The sequence below is a fragment of the Variovorax glacialis genome, from assembly GCF_051216375.1.
Taxonomy (GTDB): Bacteria; Pseudomonadota; Gammaproteobacteria; order Burkholderiales; family Burkholderiaceae_C; genus Variovorax.
This window is the reverse complement of record NZ_JBPJZT010000001.1, coordinates 663,208-680,855: the sequence shown is the minus strand read 5'-3', so window position 1 is coordinate 680,855 and position 17,648 is coordinate 663,208. Positions and strand designations below refer to the sequence as shown.

At 68.4% G+C, this 17,648-nt stretch carries 16 protein-coding genes; 8 read left to right on the top strand and 8 right to left on the bottom strand.

The window, feature by feature from the left end; genetic code table 11:
* Nucleotides 1-3: 3 nt before the first annotated feature.
* Nucleotides 4-231, bottom strand: a complete 228-nt coding sequence (locus ACSFBL_RS03375) for an acyl-CoA carboxylase biotin carboxyl carrier protein subunit (RefSeq protein ID WP_435514324.1) — start codon at nucleotides 229-231, stop codon at nucleotides 4-6.
* Between the two features lie 163 nt (nucleotides 232-394).
* Between ACSFBL_RS03375 and ACSFBL_RS03370 the strand changes: the two genes are divergently transcribed.
* From ACSFBL_RS03370 to ACSFBL_RS03345, 6 genes are all read left to right on the top strand, one after another.
* A complete protein-coding gene (locus ACSFBL_RS03370) occupies nucleotides 395-886 on the top strand; it encodes an acetyl-CoA carboxylase biotin carboxyl carrier protein (RefSeq protein ID WP_435514323.1) in 492 nt (163 codons plus the stop codon).
* Between the two features lie 2 nt (nucleotides 887-888).
* Nucleotides 889-2,340, top strand: a complete 1,452-nt coding sequence (gene accC / locus ACSFBL_RS03365; RefSeq protein ID WP_435514322.1) for an acetyl-CoA carboxylase biotin carboxylase subunit — start codon at nucleotides 889-891, stop codon at nucleotides 2,338-2,340.
* Complete coding sequence (locus tag ACSFBL_RS03360; protein ID WP_435514321.1) at nucleotides 2,337-3,803, top strand: acetyl-CoA carboxylase biotin carboxylase subunit family protein; 1,467 nt, start codon at nucleotides 2,337-2,339, stop codon at nucleotides 3,801-3,803. Before accC ends, ACSFBL_RS03360 begins: the two co-directional genes overlap by 4 nt.
* Nucleotides 3,804-3,807: 4 nt before the next feature.
* Complete coding sequence (locus ACSFBL_RS03355) at nucleotides 3,808-5,310, top strand: carboxylase (protein WP_435514320.1); 1,503 nt, start codon at nucleotides 3,808-3,810, stop codon at nucleotides 5,308-5,310.
* Nucleotides 5,311-5,388: 78 nt separating this feature from the next.
* Nucleotides 5,389-6,270, top strand: coding sequence for a poly(3-hydroxyalkanoate) depolymerase (gene phaZ / locus ACSFBL_RS03350; RefSeq protein WP_435514319.1), 882 nt, complete (start codon nucleotides 5,389-5,391; stop codon nucleotides 6,268-6,270).
* Nucleotides 6,271-6,306: 36 nt separating this feature from the next.
* On the top strand, nucleotides 6,307-8,103 hold the full coding sequence (locus ACSFBL_RS03345; RefSeq protein WP_435514318.1) for an alpha/beta fold hydrolase: 1,797 nt from the start codon (nucleotides 6,307-6,309) through the stop codon (nucleotides 8,101-8,103).
* Between the two features lie 48 nt (nucleotides 8,104-8,151).
* Here the strand turns inward: ACSFBL_RS03345 and ACSFBL_RS03340 are convergent, their stop codons facing one another.
* From ACSFBL_RS03340 to ACSFBL_RS03310, 7 genes are all read right to left on the bottom strand, one after another.
* Nucleotides 8,152-9,369 (bottom strand): branched-chain amino acid ABC transporter substrate-binding protein, encoded by a 1,218-nt coding sequence (locus ACSFBL_RS03340; protein ID WP_435514527.1) that lies wholly within the window; start codon nucleotides 9,367-9,369, stop codon nucleotides 8,152-8,154.
* 60 nt (nucleotides 9,370-9,429) lie between these two features.
* A complete protein-coding gene (locus ACSFBL_RS03335; RefSeq protein ID WP_435514317.1) occupies nucleotides 9,430-10,416 on the bottom strand; it encodes a Bug family tripartite tricarboxylate transporter substrate binding protein in 987 nt (328 codons plus the stop codon).
* Between the two features lie 18 nt (nucleotides 10,417-10,434).
* Nucleotides 10,435-11,091, bottom strand: a complete 657-nt coding sequence (locus ACSFBL_RS03330; RefSeq protein ID WP_435514316.1) for a carbonic anhydrase — start codon at nucleotides 11,089-11,091, stop codon at nucleotides 10,435-10,437.
* Between the two features lie 46 nt (nucleotides 11,092-11,137).
* A complete protein-coding gene (locus ACSFBL_RS03325; protein WP_435514315.1) occupies nucleotides 11,138-12,166 on the bottom strand; it encodes a YeiH family protein in 1,029 nt (342 codons plus the stop codon).
* 34 nt (nucleotides 12,167-12,200) lie between these two features.
* Nucleotides 12,201-13,511, bottom strand: a complete 1,311-nt coding sequence (locus ACSFBL_RS03320) for an MFS transporter (protein ID WP_435514314.1) — start codon at nucleotides 13,509-13,511, stop codon at nucleotides 12,201-12,203.
* Nucleotides 13,512-13,573: 62 nt separating this feature from the next.
* Entirely contained in the window at nucleotides 13,574-15,166 is a 1,593-nt protein-coding gene (locus tag ACSFBL_RS03315) for an acyl-CoA carboxylase subunit beta (RefSeq protein ID WP_435514313.1), read from the bottom strand.
* Nucleotides 15,167-15,206: 40 nt separating this feature from the next.
* Nucleotides 15,207-15,434: a biotin/lipoyl-binding carrier protein gene (locus ACSFBL_RS03310; RefSeq protein ID WP_435514312.1), complete on the bottom strand. Its 228-nt coding sequence runs from the start codon at nucleotides 15,432-15,434 to the stop codon at nucleotides 15,207-15,209.
* 194 nt (nucleotides 15,435-15,628) lie between these two features.
* On the opposite strand from ACSFBL_RS03310, the gene ACSFBL_RS03305 reads away from it, so the two are divergent.
* Nucleotides 15,629-16,087: a Zn-ribbon domain-containing OB-fold protein gene (locus ACSFBL_RS03305; protein WP_435514311.1), complete on the top strand. Its 459-nt coding sequence runs from the start codon at nucleotides 15,629-15,631 to the stop codon at nucleotides 16,085-16,087.
* Between the two features lie 14 nt (nucleotides 16,088-16,101).
* On the top strand, nucleotides 16,102-17,646 hold the full coding sequence (locus tag ACSFBL_RS03300) for an AMP-binding protein (protein WP_435514310.1): 1,545 nt from the start codon (nucleotides 16,102-16,104) through the stop codon (nucleotides 17,644-17,646).
* Nucleotides 17,647-17,648: the final 2 nt, after the last annotated feature.

Below are 17,648 nucleotides of genomic sequence, written 5' to 3'. Positions count from 1 at the left end.
CGCTCACTCCTCTTCGAAGAGTGCGACGTCCTGGCCTTCGCGCACGGGCGCGCCCTCGGCGATGAGGATCTCGACCACCCGGCCAGCCTCGGGGGCCACGACCGGGATCTCCATCTTCATGGATTCGAGCACCATGAGGGTGTCGTCGGCCTGGAGGATGTCGCCGGGCTTGACCAGGATCTTCCAGACGGTGCCGGTGATCTCGGAGCGAATCTTGGTGTGGGTGGTCATGGGGGTGTGCCTCGTTGCATGGCGGTGGAGCGCCGATGCACGAACTTTACCTGACATTCAGATTGTTGACAATCGGAATGTGGCCATGATCTAATCGAGACATTGCAGCAACACGCTGCGCCAACGAAAGGCGGACACTTCCGCCGTACTGGAGACAAAGGCCATGCCCCTATCCCATACCGACGTCCGTCGCATCCTCGAAATCCTGGACAGCGCCGCGCATCTCGAATCCCTGGACGTCACGGTCGGCGAGTTCGAACTTCACGCCCGCAAGCCCGGCGCTTCGTCGGCCGGCGTCGAACGACCAGTCCCGCGGCAGGCCACTCCGAACGCCGAACCGACCGAGGCGCCTGGGGGCACCGCCCAGGCCGATGCGCCGGAAACCCTGGTGGAGGTGCCCGAGGGCCTGGTCGCCGTGCGCGCTCCGATGGTCGGCAGCTTCTATCTGCGGCCGAGCCCCGATCAGCCGCCCTTCGTCACCGTCGGCAGCACGGTGCAGGCCGACGACACGGTGTGCCTGGTCGAGGTCATGAAGATGTTCAACACGGTCAAGGCCGGCATCACGGGCACCGTCGAGCGCATCGTGATCGAGAACGGCAAGCCGGTGCAGCACGACCAGATCGTGATGCTGATCAAGCCCGCGCAGGAGGCCTGACCATGGACAAGACTGCTTCACTCCCCGTCGCGAAGCGCGACATCCGCCGCGTGTTCGTGGCCAACCGCGGCGAGATCGCCGTGCGCGTGATCCGCGCCTGCCGCAGCCTCGGCATCCAAGCCGTCGTCGGCGTCTCCGAGGCCGACACCGAGACCCTCGCCGCCAAAATGGCCGACCAGGTGGTCGTGCTCGGTCCGCCGCTCGCAGCCGAAAGCTATCTGCGCGCCGACAGGATCGTCGAGGCCGCCCTGCAGACCGGCTGCGATGCGGTGCACCCCGGCTACGGCTTCCTTTCCGAGCGCTCGTCCTTCGTGCGCGCCTGCGTCGAGGCCGGGCTGGTCTTCGTCGGCCCCTCCGCCGACGCCATCGATGCGATGGGCGACAAGATCACGGCGGTGAGCCTGGCCCAGAAGGCCGGCGTGCCGCGCGTGCCGGGTTCGGGCGCCCTGTCCGACGTGGCGCATGCCCAGCGCGTCGGTGCCGAGATCGGCTATCCGGTGCTGATCAAGGCGACCGCCGGCGGCGGGGGTCGCGGCATGCGCATCGTGCGGGACGAGAGCGAGCTCGAATCGCTGATGAGTTCGGCGGCCAACGAGGCGCGATCGGCCTTCGGCGATGCGACCTTGTACATGGAGAAGTTCATCGAGCACGCACGCCACATCGAGATCCAGGTCATGGCCGACATGCACGGCAACGTGGTCTACCTCGGGGAGCGCGAATGCTCGACGCAGCGGCGCCACCAGAAGCTGATCGAGGAGGCGCCCTCCCCCGCGGTCGACGAGGCGATGCGCCACGCCATGGGCGAGTGCGCCGTGAGCCTCACGCGCAACGCCGAGTACTGCGGCGCCGGCACGATCGAGTTCGTGGTCGACCAGCGCGACAACCGCTATTTCTTCCTCGAGATGAACACGCGCATTCAGGTCGAGCACCCCGTGACGGAAATGATCACGGGCTTCGACCTGGTGGCCGAGCAGATCCGCGTCGCGGCCGGACTGCCGCTGTCGTTCACGCAGGCCGACGTGCAGTTGCAGGGCCATGCGATCGAGTGCCGCATCAATGCCGAGGACCCGGACCGCAACTTCCTGCCGCGCCCGGGACTGATCTCGCGCTGGGAGGTGCCCGCCGGCGAAGGCATCCGCGTCGACAGCCACTGCTATGCAGGCTACACCGTGCCGCCTTACTACGACTCGCTGCTCGGCAAGCTGATCGTGCACGCACCGACGCGCCAGCAAGCCATCGCGCGGATGCGCGAGGCGCTCGGCGGCCTGCGGGTCGAGGGCCCCTCGACGACCGCGCCGTTCCATGACGCGGTCCTCGCGCACGGCGATTTCGTCGATGGCAAGGTCACGACCCGCTGGGTCGAGGAAACCTTCCTGCCCGAGCGCAAGGCGGCCCAGAAGGCCGCCGCCCAGGCCGCCAAGGCGGCCCAAGCCGAAGCCGGAGCGCAGCCATGACCGACGCCGTGCTGCCCGTGCTGCGCTACACCGACGTCAGCCTCACCGACGGCCAGAGCGCACGCTGGGCCGGCGGCATGACGACGCCGATGGCCCTCGCCCTCGCCGAGCGGCTGGCGGCCACGCGTCCCGCGGCGGTCGAGGTCGCCTCGCTGGCCGCGCTGCAACAGTGCGTGGCGCGCGGCGAGAACCCCTGGCAGCGCATCGAACTGCTGCGCGCGCGTTGTCCCGGCGTTGCGTTGCGCGCGGCGCTTTCGCTGCTGACCGAGCATGGCCGGCGCGACCGCGACGTCATCACGACCGAGGTCGCCACGCTGTGGCTGCGCGAACTCGCGCAGCGCGGTGTGGCCGAGATCGTGCTGATAGACCCGCTGCTCAACATCGAGCGCATGGCGCCGGTGCTAAGGGCGGCCCGGGCGCTCGGCCTGGCGACGATCGCCGCGCTGCCGTACGCCCAGGCCTCGACGCACGGCGACGACGCCTTGCGCGCCAGGGCCTCGGCCCTCGCGGTTGCCGGCGCTGACCGCGTAATGCTGCGCGACGAAGCCGGCCTTTTGACCGCCGATCGTATGGTCACCCTGCTGCCCGCCCTGCGCCGCGGCCTCAACGGCACGCCGCTCGATCTGCACCTGCGCTGCCAGACGGGGCTCGGGCCCCTGGTCGCGCTCGAGGCGGTGCGCCTCGGGATCGACGGGCTCGACACGGCCTTCGCGCCGCTGGCGAACGGCGCGTCGGTGCCGGCCATCGGCACGCTGCTGAGGTCGCTGCGCCTGCTCGCGCAAGGCACGCCCGCCAGCGACCAGTTGCTTTACGCCGTCGGCGAGGCCGACCGCCTGCTCGCCGGAATGGCCGACTGCCACGGCTTCGCGCCGGGCCGCGCCTGGGTGTTCGACCTCGCGCCCTACGTGCACGAACTCCCGGGTGAGGTGGCGGCGCAATTCATCCGCCAGCTGGCCGATGCGGGCCTCTTGCACCGGCTGCACGCCTTTGCCAACGAGTGCGCCCGCGTGCGCGGCGAAGTCGGCGGGCCGCCGATGCTCGCGCCGTTTGCGCACCCGATCGCCGAGCAGGCGCTGCTGCACCTCCAGGGCGTGCCCCGCTACGCCGAGATCCGACCCGGCGTGCGGCGTGCGCTGCAGCAGGTGTACGGCGCGGGCTCGAAGGACGTCGATGCCCGGCTCGCGCAACGCGTCGGTGCATTGCCGAGGACGGCCCCGACATCGGTGGACGCCTTGCGTGCGGCCCACCTCGGGACGAGCGATGCCGCGCTGGTGGTCTCGCAGGCCTGTGGCGTCGCGCCAGAAGCGCTGCCCGAAGCCGCTTCGCCCGACACGCTGCGCTACGTCAGCGTGACGCCGGCCGAAGCTCTTCTCGCCGGACTCACGGCACGCGCCACACCCTACGCGCGGCTCAGCGTGCAGGGCCCGGGCGTCTCGATCCAACTCCAAGGCACGGAAGGCTGAAGCCATGCTCGACCCTCTCAAGAAACGCGTCGCCGCGGAAACCGCGCGCACCGGCCAGCGCCGCACCGTCCACCTGACCGACGACACGCTGCGCGACGGCCAGCAGTGCCTGTGGGCGACCCGCATGCGCACCGAGCACATGCTGCCGATCGCCGAGCGCATGGACCGCGCCGGCTTCCTGTCGATGCAGGCGATCGCGCTGGTCCAGTTCGATGCGAGCGTGCTGTTCCTGAACCAGGACCCGTTCGAGCGCATCCGCCTGCTGAGCCAGCGGATCCGCCGCACGCCCCTGCGCGCGGCCGTGCGCGGCAACCTGATGCGCGGCTTCTTTCCGGTGGCCGACGACATCACCGAGCTCTTCGTCGAACGGCAGGTCGCCAACGGCATCCGCGAGATCGGCCTGTTCGATGCCCTGCTGTGCTCGGACAACCTCGCCCCGAGCATCGCCGCGGCGCACCGGCTCGGCGCCGACGTGACCTACCTGCTCGGCTACAACATCGCGCCGGGCTACGACGACGCGCTGTATGCCGCCAAGGCGCGCGAAGCGGTGGAGCGCTTCGGCGTCCGGACCATCGCGCTCGCCGATGCGGCCGGTGTCCTGACCCTCGAGCGCGTGCGCACGCTCGTCCCGGCGATCAAGCAGGCGATCGGCGACCGCGCACGACTCGAGTTCAACACCCATTGCCTGACCGGCCTCGGGCCGTTGCTCGCGATCGAGGCGGCCGCGCATGGCGCCGACACCATCCTCACGGCGGTGGACCCCCTGGCCAACGGCAACTCGCTGCCGGCGGCCCAGATGATCGCGCGCAACCTGCGCGAGATCGGCTTCGACGTGGCCGTCGACGATGGCCTGCTCGACGAGGTCGGCGGCTACTTCGGTGCGCTGGCCGAACGCGAAGGCCAGCCGGTCGGCGTGCCCGCCGAGTACGAGCCCAGCCACTACATCACGCAGTTCGCAGGCGGCGCGATGAGCAATCTCGAGTCGCAGCTGAAGCTCGCGGGCATGCCCGACAAGCTGCCGGCCGTGCTCGAGGAGATCGGCCGCGTGCGCGTGGAGCTCGGCTCGCCGATCATGGTCACGCCCTATCCGGCGATCGTCTCGGCGCAGGCCGTGATGAACGTGCTCAACAACGAGCGCTACAAGGTCGTGCCGGACGAAGTGAAGAAGTACGTCTGCGGCTATTTCGGCGAGCTGCCGCTGCCGGTCGACGCGAACGTGAAGGACCGCATCATCGGCAACGGCTCGAAGGACGTGGCGCTGACGCCGCCCGCCATCGAACCGGTGCTCCCGGGCCTTCGCCAGCGCTACAAGGACATCGGCGACGACGAGCTGCTGCTGCGCTACATGTACGGCGACGAGAAGATCAACGGCCTCGGGCCGACCGCGACGGACGATCATTTCAGCCTCCGGCATCCCGTGGTCGACCTCGTGGACGGCCTCGCGAAGCGCGGGCGCAAGGCCCAGGTGCAGCTGTCCGGCAACGGCTTTTCGCTGAGCGCGACCTGATGCGAGCCAACGCCGGCTAGGGTAAATCCTGCATCGCGAGTTTCGCGACATCGCCGGCACGCTCCGACAATCCGGGTCATGTCTACAGTCACCCTCCAACGTCTTGCCGCCGCGCGCGGTGCAGCGCCCCGCACCACCGCGGCGCCGGGGCCGTTTGCCATCGAAATGATGGAACTCGGCACGCCGTCGAACCCCATGCACGTGCGCGTCGGCCGCAAGCCAGGCAACGGCAAGGGCGTGCCCTTGCTGCTGTTCAACGGCATCGGCGGCAACATCGAGCTGCTGGCGCCGCTGGCAGCGCTGATGCCCGAGCGCGACATCGTCATCTTCGACATCCCGGGCGTCGGCCAGTCCGAGTTGCCGCGCTGGCCTTACCGGCTCGGCGGCATCGCGCGCCTGGCTGCGCAGATCCTCGACCGCTTCGGCATCGGCGAAGTCGACGTACTGGGCGTCTCGTGGGGTGGCGCCGCGGCCCAGGAGTTCGCCTACACCTGCCGCAAGCGCTGCCGGCGACTGATCCTCTGCGCGACCGCGCCAGGCGTGGTGATGGTGCCGGCCAGCCCCAGCGTGCTGTGGAAGATGGCGACACCCAGGCGCTACATGAATGCCGACTACGCGCGCAGCATCAGCGGCGACATCTACGGCGGCGACTTCCGCAAGGACCCCGCGCTGGCGGCCGAACTGTTCCGTCACGTCAAGTACAAGTCGAAGCTGGGCTACTACCTGCAATTGCTGGCCGCCTCGGGCTGGACCAGCATCCACTGGCTGCCAGGCCTTCGCCAGCCCACGCTGCTGATGGCAGGTGCCGACGACCCGCTGGTGCCCTTGGCCAATGCGCGGCTGATGCACAGGCTGATCCACAAGTCGGAGCTCAAGGTGTTCGACTGCGGCCACATGTTCCTGATGACCCGCGCCGATGAATCCGTCGCGGCCATCCGCGAGTTCCTGGACAGGCCCTGAATGGTTGGACCCCCGAGAAGACAGAAGGAGACAGGAATGAGGACAGCTTCCACCACGGCAGCGAAAAAAGCGGCCCCGAAGAAGACCCCACCGGCCGCAAAGACCGCGAAGCGCCGCGCAGGCGCGTCCTCCGATCCGACGGCCGTCGTCAACGAACTCAGCGACCTGGTCGCACGCGCGAGCGAAAACACGCTGGTGCCGAACCCGCTCCTCGGGCTGCGCGCCGCCGACTTCGCGGAGGCCACCCAGTCGCTGCTCAAGCTGGCCACGGTGTCGCCGGGTGCCACCGTCGGCTCGCTCGCCAGGTACGCGAAGGCGCTGGGCAAGATCGTGCAGGGCAAGTCCGAACTCGCGCCGGACCCCAAGGACCGGCGCTTCGGCGATCCCGCCTGGCAGGGCAATTTTGCCTACAAGCGGCTGATGCAGAACTACCTGCTCACGCACAACGAGTTCCACAACCTGATCGCCGGGTCCAGGCTGGGCGAGCGCGAGAAGGGCCAGGCGCAGTTTCTCACCGCCCTCGTGACCGACGCCCTGGCGCCGAGCAACTGGCTCGTGGGCAACCCCGCCGCGGTGCGCAAGGTGGTCGACACCGGCGGGGCAAGCGTGGTGAGCGGCCTGAAGAACCTCGTGCACGACATGCGGCACAACCACATGATGCCGATGCAGGTGGACAGCACGCCGTTCAAGATCGGCGAGAACATGGCCACCTCGCCCGGCCAGGTCGTGTATCGCTGCGAGACCTTCGAGCTGATCCAGTACACGCCGACCACGCCCAAGGTGTACCAGCGCCCGCTGGTCATGGTGCCGCCTCAGGTCAACAAGTTCTACGCCGTGGACCTCGCCCCGGAGAAGAGCCTCGTCAAGTGGACGGTGGACAGCGGCGTGCAGATGTTCATGATCAGCTGGCGCAACCCTACGCCGGCGCATCGCGACTGGGGCCTCGAGCACTACGCGATGGCGGTGGACGAAGCGGTCGATGTGGCGCGCAAGATCACCGGCAGCCCCGACGTGAACATGTGGGGCTCCTGCTCGGGCGGGATGACGCTGGCGGGCTACCTCGGCTACCTCGCCGGCATCGGTGACAGGAAAGTGGCCAACGTGTCGTGGGCGGTGTGCGTGCTCGACGGCGCCGGCGCGATGAACGAGACCACGCTGGGACTCTTCAACTCGCCCACGGCGGTGCGCGCCGCGCGGGCCCGCTCACGCAGCAAGGGCGTGATCGAGGGCTCCGAGCTGGCTGCCATGTTCGCCTGGCTGCGTCCCAACGACCTGATCTGGAACTACTGGGTCAACAACTATTTGCTCGGCAACAAGCCACCGGCCTTCGACATCCTCGCGTGGAATGCGGACACCACGCGCCTGCCGGCGAAGTTCCATTCCGATCTGCTGGACATCATGGAAAAGAATCCCTATGTCCATCCGGGTGCGATGACGATCAAGGGCGTGCCGATCGACCTGTCGAAGGTGGACATCTGCGCCTACGTGATCGGTGGGCTCACCGACCACATCACGCCCTGGAAGAGCTGCTATGGCACGGCGCGCCTGTTCGGCGAGGACTCGACCTTCGTGCTCGCGAACGCCGGTCACCTGCAGAGCCTGATCAACCCGCCCGGCGCACCGAAGGCCTTCTTCTCGACGGCACCGGGCCGCGAGGCCGATCCCGAAGACTGGGCGCGCGCCGCGGTGCGGCACGAAGGGAGCTGGTGGCCGCACTGGCGCGCATGGATGCAGGAGCGCTCCGGTGCTCAGGTCGAAGCTCCGAAGAAAGCGGGCTCGCGCACCCATCGCCCGCTCTGCGCGGCGCCGGGAACGTACGTGCTGGAGCGTTGAGGCGCTGTCAGGCGCGCTTCTCCGGACCCCCCTGCGGGACATCGACCGTCAGGCCGCGCGGCTCATCCTGCACGTGGTCGGCATCTCGGCGCGATCGGCCGGGATGGTCTTGACGACCCGGAAGCCGTAGCCGGATCCTTCCACGTCGAATTTCACGCCGGGCGTGCCCTGCCTGTCCATCACGCCGACCACGAGGGTCTGCTGGAACTGGTGGTCGGCCGCACGCATGTGGCCGCTCTGGCCCGCGAGCGTGACGTTGGCCTTTTCAAGCGCGCGCGCGACGGCCGCCGTGTCGACGCTGCCTGCGCGTTCGATCGCCTGCGCTAGCGCCTCGATCATCAACTGCATGCGCATGTGGACATAGTCGTCGGACGGCTTGGGGAAGCGCTCGCGGAAGGCCTTGTAGAAAGCCTCGGACTGCGCCGTCTGCACGTTCGGCAGCCAGTCGGCCACCGCGACCACGCGCCCGATGCCGGCATCGCCGAGCGCCGCCGGCGCGCCCAGCGCATTGCCGTAGAAGGTGTAAAAGGTGCCGTTGAAACCGGCTTCACGCGCGGCTTTCACAAGCAGGGTCAGGTCATTGCCCCAGTTGCCGGTGATCACGGCCTGTGCGCCGCTCGCGAGGATCTTGCTCGCATAGGGCGCGAAGTCCTTGACCCGCCCCATCGGGTGCAACTCGTCGCCGACGATCTTCACGTCCGGGCGAAGCACGCCGAGTTGTCGCCGGGATTCGCGCAGCACCGCCTGGCCGAAGCTGTAGTCCTGCCCGATCAGGTAGACGCGCTGGAGTGCCTTGTCATCCTTGAGGACATCCATCAGGGCCGTCACGCGCATGTCGGCATGCGCGTCGAAGCGGAAATGCCAGAAGCTGCAGCGCTCGTTGGTGAGCACCGGATCGACCGCCGAGTAGTTGAGGAAAAGCACCCGATTCGACGGGTCACGCTCGTTGTTCTTCTCAATCGCGTCGATCAGCGCGGCGGCGGTGGCCGACGAGTTGCCTTGCAGCACGATCCGCGCGCCGTCGTCCATGGCGGCGCGCAGGGCCGACAGCGCCTCTTCGTTCTGCCCCTTGCTGTCATAGCGGTCCAACTGCAGAAAGCGCGAACCGCCCGGCAGCTTGATGCCTCCGCGCGCATTGACGCGCTCCACCGCCCACAGCAGATTGCGGAACACCGCCTCGCCCGTGTTGGCGAAGGGGCCGCTCATGCTCTCGATCAGCGCGAGCCGGATCGGCGACTGCGACTGGCCGAGCGCCGGCGCGCTCATCGCCGCGCCAATGGCCGCGACGATGCATGTGAGCGCCTTGCGGCGCATCGTGTCCATGACCTACTCGGGCTTGAAATCGACCGACTTCAGCACGACGCCGATGCGCTCGTAGTCCGCGCGCAGCGACTTCGTCAACTCTTCCGGCGTCCGCGGCTGACCTGCATCGAGGCCGAACTCCCGCAGGCGTTCTCGCGTGGCGGGCTGTGCCATCACCTTCAGCGTCGCGTCGCGCAAGCGGGCCTGGGCCTCGGCCGGCACGTCCGGCGTCACGAACAGGCCCACCCAGGCCGTGGCCTCGATCTGCGGGTAGCCCAGTTCGGCGAAGGTTGGCACGTCGGGCAGGTTCGGCGAGCGCTGCGGCAGGCTCACCGCGTAGGGGACGATCTTCCCGCCCTTGATCAGCGGAATCGCGTTCGGAATCCCCGCGAACATCAGCTCGATGTGCCCGCCCATCACGTCGGCCAGTGCCGGCGGCGTGCCCTTGTAGGCGACGTGCAGCATGTCGATGCCGGCAGCCTTGTTGAGTTGCAGGCCCATCACGTGCGACACCGTGCCGGCGCTGTAGGAGGCGTAGCTCACCTTGCCGGGATGGGTCTTCACGTAGGCGGTCAGCTCCTTCAGATTCCTGGCCGGCACGGAAGGATGGCCCACCAGCACGAGCCCGCCGCGTGCGAGTTCAGCCAGCGGCTTGACTTCCTTGGCCATGTCGAAACGCAGCTTGACGATGTGCGGAATCTCGCTCACCAGCGCGTCGAGCGAGACGACCATCGTATTGCCGTCGTGCGGCGACTGCGTCAGGTCGCCGACTGCGACCGCCCCACCGCCGCCGGGCTTGGTCTCGACGATCACCGGCTTGCCCAGTTCCTTCTGCAGTCCATCGGCCAGGAGGCGCGCGACAACGTCCAGCGAGCCGCCGGGCGGCCCGGCCACGATGATGCGCGCCGCCTTGTCGGCACTCGCCTGGGGAAATGCAGCAGGCGCCGCGAGCATCGAGAGAGCGGCGGCCAGGGTGGCGACAAGGCCACGGCGACGAAGAATGGAAGTCATGTGTCTCTCCGGTGGATTTCAAACGTTGGGGGAATGCTGGGAGGCCGGCTCGAGGGACGGCAGATCGTCGAAGAACTCGACCCGGCCCGTCTCCAGCGAATACTCGGCGCCGATGACCTGAAGTTGGCCGGCGTCGATGAGACGCTCGAGAATCTTCGAACCGCGCCGCAGCTGCTCAACCGACTGGTCGACGTTCGCGCGAACGCTCTTGCGGATCAGGGTCTCGCGGTCGTGGCCGAGTTCGGGGGCCAGCAGGTCGGCCACGGCAGGCCGGATGCGTTCGGCGATGAAGCGCATGTGGGGCGAGCGGGCCTCGGTCGGCCGGCGCAACTGTTCCAGCGTCCCGAGGATCGCGCCGCAGTGCGTGTGTCCCATCACGACGACCAGCGGCGTGCCGAACTCCGCCGCCGCAAATTCGATGCTTCCGAGTTGCGAAGGGGCGGCGATGTTGCCGGCCACCCGAATGACGAACAGGTCGCCGAGGTCCTGGTCGAACACGATCTCGACCGGCACGCGGGAGTCGGAGCAGCCGAGGATGATCGCGAAGGGCTTCTGCTCGACGTTGGTCTTCGCGCGCCGCATGCGTCCGAGGAAGCGCTGGCCGGTGTGAACCTCGGAGGCAAATCGCTCGTTGCCTTCACGCAGGCGCCGGAGGGCTTCATGGGCAGTCGTCATGGCTTCACCTGCCATTCTTCGGTTCGGGAAACGTGCATTTGGGGTCTCAGCGTGTGAAGAAGATGAAGGCGATCACGAGGACCGCGAGGAACACCGTCTCGCTCACCATCAGCGCGATGGGCTTCAGGCCGACGGTGGCGAAGTCCTTCAGGTGCGATTTCATGCCGATGGCGGCCATCGAGATCACCAGCAGCCAGGTCGACAGCGTCTGCAGCGCATGCTGCAAGACGGCGGGAATGAGGCCAGCGCTGTTGACCGCAACGATCAGCGCGAACGCGACCACGAACCAGGGCAGCAGCGGCGGTTTCGGCGCGCCGGACGGACCGGCGACATGCGCCTTGCGGTAGGACAGGGTGATGACGAGGATCACCGGCAGCAGCATCGCGACGCGCAGCAGCTTGACGATCGTCGCGACGTCGCCGGTCTCCTTGGACATGCCGTACCCAGCGCCGACCACCTGTGCCACGTCGTGGATGGTGCCCCCCAAGAAGATGCCGGCGTGCGCCCCGCCGAAGCCGAGCGCGGTGACCAGCATCGGATAGAGCACCATCGCGGCCGTCGAGAGCGTGCTGACGCCGATCACCGTGAAGATCGTGGCGCGCTCCTTCACGCCATCCTCTGCGTGGGCCGGCATCACGGCGGCGATCGCCATCGCCGCCGAAGCCCCGCAGATGCCGACGGCGCCGCCGGTGAGCACGCCGAAGCGGTCGCGGTAGCCGAGCATCCTCGCCAGCACGATGCCGAAGCCGATGGTGAGCGCCACCGACAGCACGACCATCGCGATCGGCATGGCGCCCAGGGCGGTCACCTGGGCCAGCGTGATGCGAACCCCGAGCAGCGCGACGCCGATGCGCAGCAGCGTGCTCGCGGAAAACCGGATGCCCGGCACGCACCGCCCTTCAGTCGAGAGGAAGTTCAGCGCCATGCCAAGCAGCAGGGCGAAGAGCATCGCGGAGACGTGGTAGTGGTCGGCCAGCGAGATCGCGGCGACGGCCACCACGGCCGACACCAGGATGCCGTGGAAATTGGTGCGCGCGGGCTGCCGCCAGCCGGCGAGCGTGAGGGAGAGGTTCATGGGTAAATCTCGCGGTGCGATGGCCGTTGGCGGGCTAAGCGGCTTCCTGCGCGGCCCGGGCGCGCTGGCGGGCCACGTCCGCCGCGTAGCTGCGCGAGACCAGTACGAAGCACACCGCCGCCGCGAGGGCCAGCAACGGCGTGAGCGTCAGCGCGCGCTGCAGGCCGACCACGTCGGACAGGACACCGACGATCAGCGGCCCGGGCGCCAGGCCGATCAGGTTGTTGGCCAGCGTCAGCGTCGCCGCGACCGTGGCGCGCACGCCGGGATGCGTGACGTCGCAGGCGATGGCGGCGGAGCACCCGCCCTGGGCCGCGGCGAACAGGGCGCCAAGGAATATCAGGCCCAGCCCCACCGGACCGGGCGGGAGCGCGAAGGCGGCGATCAGGATCATCGCGGTGAGCGTCGAGTAGATGGCGGGCACCAGGGCTCGACGTTCGGGATGCCGGGCGCTCAACCGGTCGGCCAGGCCGCCGCCGAAGATCATCCCCACGCCCGACGCGAGCACTGCAACACCGGCCATCAGGGCCGCCTTCTTGACGTCCATGGCGTAGAAGCGGACGAAGTAGGTCGGCAGCCACGCGATCAGCAGCGCGGGCATCGCCATCTGCAGTCCGCTCGCGAGGTAGGCGAAGTTGCCGGCGCGCGACGCGAAGACCTCGCGCGCGATGCGGCGAAGGTCCATGGACGTCGAGGCGGTTTCCTTGCGATCGCCGGGCAAGGCGGCGGTCTGGTAGTCGCGGACGACGAACGGATAGATCAGCGCGAGCACCAGCCCCGGCGCGCCGACCGCGAAGAAGGCCATGCGCCAGCCGGACTGTGCCGCGACGGCGCCGCCGACAACGACGCCGAGCACCGAGCCGAACAGGCTCGCCGACAGGAACGCGCCCAACACCGCGGCACGCTGCTTGGCCGGGAACACGTGCGCGAGCAGCGCGGCCCCGGCCGCGCCGTAGGCGGCCTCGCCGAGCCCCACGAAGGCACGGGCCGTCAGCAGTTGCCCGTGGCTCTGCGCGAGGCCGCAGGCGATCGTGGCCAGGCACCACACGATCGCCATCAGCGTGATGCTCTTGACCCGTCCCCATCGGTCCGCGATCAGGGAGATCGGCACCGTCAGCACGCCGACCGTGAGCGAGACCACGCTCACGAGCATGCCGAGCTGCGCGTCCGACAGGCCCCATTCGGCCTTGAGGGCCGGCATGACGGCGCCGATCACCTGGCGCGACAGGTAGTCGGACAGCATGAGGCCGAAAGTGAGGGCGAAGACAGCCCAGGCGTAGATGCGCGAAAGGCGCCGGGGTTCGGTGGCAGTGGGAGCGTCGGTGGCGGACAGTGCGGGATTCATGGGAAGTGTCTCTTTGTTGTCTGGGTGCTGGATTCCAGCGCCCTTGGATCCAGGGTGGTCGCTCAGAGGTAGGTGGGCCACGAGCGCATCTCGTGCTCGCCGATGCCGTCGTTGCGATCGCGCCGGTATGTGGCCAGGCCTTCGACGAGCCAGGCGCGGGTCTGCTGCGGCGTGATCACCGCCTGCACGCCGAACGCACCAGCCAGCGCGTAGGCCGAGGTGTCGCGGCCCAGCTCGGCCTTGAGTCGGTCGAAGCGCTCGGGGTCGTCCTCGCGCCGGATGCCGTGCAGCACGCTGACGCCGATCTGCGGATCCATGAAGCTGACATCGGCGCTGGTCCAGGCGGCCACCGCGTCGCTGTTGCGGCCGCCGCCCATGTTGATGTAGGCCTGTCCGTAGCTCTTGCGCACGATCACCGACAGCTTGGGCACGCTGCACAGCTGCACCGCGTGGATCATGTTCATGATGTGCGCAGGTGCCGCGTTCCTTTCGCCCTCGATGCCGACGAGGAAACCCGGCGTGTCGACCAGGAAGACGAGAGGAATGTTGAAGGAATCGCACATGACCAGGAACGAAGTGACCTTGCGGCAGGCCTCGGGGTCCATCGCGCCGGCCTTGAACATCGGGTTCGAGGCAACGATGCCCACGCTTTCGCCGTCGAGCCGCGCAAGGCCGGTGACGGCCGCACGACCGAAGCGGTCCTTCAGGTTGAAGAAGCTGCCTTCATCGACGATGCCGGCAATGACCTTGCGCATGTCGTAGGTCCGGGTTCGCGCGGACGGTACGAGTTCGGGCAACTGGTCGGGGTCCGGCGCGATGACCTCGGCCGCGGACAGCAGGGGTGGCCGACCGCCCGCGTGCGACGGCAGGTAGCCGAGGAAGCGACGGATCGCCGCCAGCGCCTGGAGGTCGTCATCGACGACCACGTCCACCAGGCCCGTGCGTTCGGCATGGAGCTTCCAGCCGCCGAGTTCTTCGGGCTGGACGTCTTCCCCGATCGCCAGGGAGGTGACTCTCGCGCTCGACACCGCGAGGAACGCGCCCTTGCGCATGACCACGAAGTCGGAGAGGCAGGTGTACCAGGTCGACGAACCCAGGCAGGGGCCGAGAACCGCGCTGACCCAAGGAGTCTCGCGGCGGCGGCAGTATTGCTGCGGATCCTGCCCGGCCGCGGCCATCGCTTCGGCACCCAGGCTGTCGGGCACCCTGGAGCCGCTCGATTCGCCAAGGAAGATGAGTGGCATGCCGCTCCGGTTTGCCGTGTCCTTCAGGCGTGCGATCTTGCGCATGTTGGTCGCCGAGGACGACGCGCCCTTGACCGTCATGTCGTTCGACACGACGGCCACGCGCCGCCCGTCGATGCGGCCCGTGCCCGTGATCTTGGCGTCGGCCGGCGAGGCATCGCGATCGGCCGGCATCGCCGAGACGGCCAGCAGGCCGGTCTCGCTGAACGAACCCGCATCAAGCAGCTGCCCGATGCGCTCGCGTGCGTCGAGGTGGCCACGCGCGCGACGCAGCGCGAGCTTTTCCGCGCCGCCCATGGACCGCGCGGTGTGGATACGCCGGTCCAGCTCCGCCTTCTGTCCGTCGTGGCTGGAGACGTCGAAGGCGGCGGCATTGACGGCCGCGTCCGCTGGTGCGAATGTGGGGCTCATGCGATTACCTCCTCGTCCGCGCGCGAGTCTTCCATGGCGCTCATTCCTCGACGAAGAGCGCGACGTCCTGGCCCTCGCGCACGGGATCGCCCTCGGCGATGAGGAGCTCGACGACGCGGCCGGCTTCGGGGGCGATGACCGGGATCTCCATCTTCATGGATTCGAGCACCATGAGGGTGTCGTCGGCCTGCAGGGTGTCGCCGGGCTTGACCAGGATCTTCCAGACGGTACCGGTGATCTCGGAGCGAATCTTTGTCTGTGTGCTCATGGGGGTGTGCCTCGTTGCATGGCGGTGGAGCGCCGATGCACGAACTTTACCTGACATTCAGATTGTTGACAATATGAATGTGGCCATGATTTAATCGAGACATTGCAGCAGCCCGCTGCGCCAGGTGGGCGAAAGCCCGTCCGACCGGAGACAAGATCATGGTCCAAACCGCAAGCAGTACCGAAGGAAACACGATGAATCCGCCCCCGGCACGCCCCTTGCCGATCCCCACGGCCGAAACGGTCCCCTATTGGGGTGCGGCGCTGGAAGGCACGCTCAAGATCCAGCACTGCCGCGCCTGCGCGCGCCACCAGTTCTATCCGCGCCGCTTCTGCACGCAATGCCTGTCGGAAGAGATCGAATGGGTCAAGGCCAGCGGCTTCGGGCGGGTCTACACCTACACCGTGTGCCACGTGGCCGGCCACCCTGCCTTCGAAACGCGCGTTCCCTATGCGATCGGGATGATCGAACTCGACGAGGGCGTGCGCATGCTGGCGGGCATCCTCGCCTCGGACCTGGACCAGCTCGCGATCGGCGCGCGCGTGCAGGTGTGCTTCGAGCGCGCGAGCACCGAGATCGCCCTGCCGATGTTCCGGCTCACCGGTGACGATGGCGCCGGTTCCGAGGGCGCCCGGGGCGCCAACCAACCCTGAATACTGGAGACCCCATGATCATCGATTCCTTCGACGCTGGCGCCGCAGCCTTTCCGGACCGCGCCTTCGTGCAAGGCGGCAGCGTGCAGCTCAGCTACCGTGAAGCGGCCGACGCCTCGCATGCCGTTGCCGCCGCGCTGGCGCGCGAAGTGCAGCCCGGCACCCATGTGGCCGTGCTTTCGCCGAATCACCCGATGGTCCTGCCCGCGATGCTCGGCGTGATGCGCAGCGGCGCGGTGTTCGTGCCGCTCAACGCGCGCGATCCGATCGAGGACATCGTCTGGTTCGCGGGGTTCTGCGAGGTGGCGGTGCTGATCTGCCACGCGCAGTACGCGCCGCACCTGGAGCGGATGAAGGCCGAGATACCGACGCTGCGGCGCGTGATCGGCCTGACCGAGCCGCTGGAGGCCGAGGGCCCGAGCATCACGCAGTGGCTGCGCGCGTTCGCCGGCCAGCGCGTGAACGTCCGGCGCGAGCCCGATGACATCGCGATCATCAAGTCGTCCGGCGGCACCACGGGCCGGCCCAAGGCGATCATGCAGAGCCACCGCTCGCTCGAGACGGCCTACCGGATCAGCAACCAGTTCATGCCGCCGCGCAAGGATCCGGTGCACCTCGTCGTCGCGCCGCTCACGCATGCCGCCGGTGCGACGATGGTCGCGCTGGCCCGCATCGGCGCACGCAACGTGATCGCGAGCTCGGCCGACCCGGGCGTCATTCTCGAGACGATCGAGCGCGAGCGGGTGACGCACATCTTCCTGCCGCCCACGATGATCTACCGCCTGCTCGCCCACCCCGATGTGGCCACGCGCGACTGCACCTCGCTCGAGTACGTGATGTACGGCGCGGCGCCGATGTCGGTCGACAAGCTGCGTGAAGGCCTCGCGCGCTGGGGCCAGGTGTTCGTGCAGTTCTATGGCCAGTCGGAAGTGCCCGGCGTGATCACCTGCCTCTCGCGCAAGGATCATTTCGTGCACGGCGACGCCGACCTCGACAAGCATCTCGCCTCGGCCGGCCGCCCTTCGGGCGCGTGCGAGGTGGCGCTCATGGACGACGACGGCAACATCGTGGGCATCGGCGAGCGCGGCGAGATCGTCGCGCGCGGCGACCTGGTCTCGCCCGGCTACTACAACAACCCCGAGGCGACCGCCGAGGCGCGCGCGTTCGGCTGGCATCACACGGGGGACATCGGCGTCTTCGACGAGAACGGCTTCCTGTCGGTGGTCGATCGCAAGAAGGACATGGTGATCTCGGGCGGCTTCAACATTTATCCGAGCGAGATCGAGCAGGTCATCTGGGGCCATCCCGCGGTGCAGGATTGCGTGGTGGTCGGCGTGCCCGATGCCGACTGGGGCGAACGCCTGACCGCCGTGATCGAGCTCAAGGCCGGCGGCAACGCGACCGCCGACGAGATCGTCGCGATGTGCCGCACGCGCTTCGGCAGCCTGAAGACGCCCAAGCAGGTGGAGTTCTGGCCGACATTGCCGCGCAGCCCGGTCGGCAAGGTGCTCAAGAAGGACGTGCGTGCCCAGCTCGCCGCCGAGTCGGCGCGCGTCTGAAG

Excerpts from the sequence above, each read along its gene's own strand:
- ACSFBL_RS03305 (WP_435514311.1), top strand. The coding sequence starts at position 15,629 with ATGAATCCGCCCCCGGCACGCCCCTTGCCGATCCCCACGGCCGAAACG.
- ACSFBL_RS03320 (WP_435514314.1), bottom strand. The coding sequence starts at position 13,511 with ATGAATCCCGCACTGTCCGCCACCGACGCTCCCACTGCCACCGAACCC.
- phaZ (WP_435514319.1), top strand. The coding sequence starts at position 5,389 with ATGTCTACAGTCACCCTCCAACGTCTTGCCGCCGCGCGCGGTGCAGCG.
- ACSFBL_RS03310 (WP_435514312.1), bottom strand. The coding sequence starts at position 15,434 with ATGAGCACACAGACAAAGATTCGCTCCGAGATCACCGGTACCGTCTGG.
- ACSFBL_RS03300 (WP_435514310.1), top strand. The coding sequence starts at position 16,102 with ATGATCATCGATTCCTTCGACGCTGGCGCCGCAGCCTTTCCGGACCGC.
- accC (WP_435514322.1), top strand. The coding sequence starts at position 889 with ATGGACAAGACTGCTTCACTCCCCGTCGCGAAGCGCGACATCCGCCGC.
- ACSFBL_RS03355 (WP_435514320.1), top strand. The coding sequence starts at position 3,808 with ATGCTCGACCCTCTCAAGAAACGCGTCGCCGCGGAAACCGCGCGCACC.
- ACSFBL_RS03375 (WP_435514324.1), bottom strand. The coding sequence starts at position 231 with ATGACCACCCACACCAAGATTCGCTCCGAGATCACCGGCACCGTCTGG.
- ACSFBL_RS03325 (WP_435514315.1), bottom strand. The coding sequence starts at position 12,166 with ATGAACCTCTCCCTCACGCTCGCCGGCTGGCGGCAGCCCGCGCGCACC.
- ACSFBL_RS03345 (WP_435514318.1), top strand. The coding sequence starts at position 6,307 with ATGAGGACAGCTTCCACCACGGCAGCGAAAAAAGCGGCCCCGAAGAAG.
- ACSFBL_RS03340 (WP_435514527.1), bottom strand. The coding sequence starts at position 9,369 with ATGAGCGCGCCGGCGCTCGGCCAGTCGCAGTCGCCGATCCGGCTCGCG.
- ACSFBL_RS03315 (WP_435514313.1), bottom strand. The coding sequence starts at position 15,166 with ATGAGCCCCACATTCGCACCAGCGGACGCGGCCGTCAATGCCGCCGCC.
- ACSFBL_RS03330 (WP_435514316.1), bottom strand. The coding sequence starts at position 11,091 with ATGACGACTGCCCATGAAGCCCTCCGGCGCCTGCGTGAAGGCAACGAG.
- ACSFBL_RS03360 (WP_435514321.1), top strand. The coding sequence starts at position 2,337 with ATGACCGACGCCGTGCTGCCCGTGCTGCGCTACACCGACGTCAGCCTC.
- ACSFBL_RS03370 (WP_435514323.1), top strand. The coding sequence starts at position 395 with ATGCCCCTATCCCATACCGACGTCCGTCGCATCCTCGAAATCCTGGAC.
- ACSFBL_RS03335 (WP_435514317.1), bottom strand. The coding sequence starts at position 10,416 with ATGACTTCCATTCTTCGTCGCCGTGGCCTTGTCGCCACCCTGGCCGCC.